At 49.8% G+C, this 600-nt stretch carries 1 protein-coding gene; it reads right to left on the reverse strand.

Annotated features, from left to right (window positions below; translation table 11 throughout):
* On the reverse strand, window positions 1-600 hold a 600-nt coding region (locus R7Q46_RS28455), incomplete at both ends, for an ATP-grasp domain-containing protein (RefSeq protein WP_318078478.1).

A 600-nucleotide genomic window follows, 5' to 3' on the forward strand; every position in this document is an offset into this window, starting at 1 on the left:
GCAGCACGAGGGTTTACTTCAATTAGGTAAACTTCGTTGTCTTTTACTGCGAACTGCGTGTTCATCAGACCACGAACACCAAGTTCGAAAGCCAGCTTCTCAACTTGCTCACGCATCTTGTCTTGGATTTCTTGGCTTAGTGTGTAAGCAGGAAGCGAACATGCAGAGTCACCAGAGTGAACGCCTGCTTGCTCAATGTGCTCCATGATACCGCCGATAACCACGCGCTCACCGTCACAGATAGCGTCGATATCCACTTCTGTTGCATCATCTAGGAATCGGTCTAGTAGAACTGGAGATTCATTCGATACGCTTACTGCTTCGTTGAAGTAACGACGCAAGTCTTGTTCATCGTAGACGATTTCCATCGCACGACCACCCAAAACGTAAGATGGACGAACAACGAGTGGGAAGCCGATTTCACGAGATTTCTCAACCGCTTGCTCCATCGCCGTTACTGTTGCGTTTTGTGGTTGTAGAAGACCTAAACGCTCAACTGCAGCCTGGAAACGCTCACGGTCTTCTGCGCGGTCAATCGCATCCGGGCTTGTACCGATGATTGGCACGCCTGCAGCTTCTAGTGCGCGAGCCAGTTTAAGT

The organism is Vibrio sp. 811 (genome assembly GCF_033339195.1).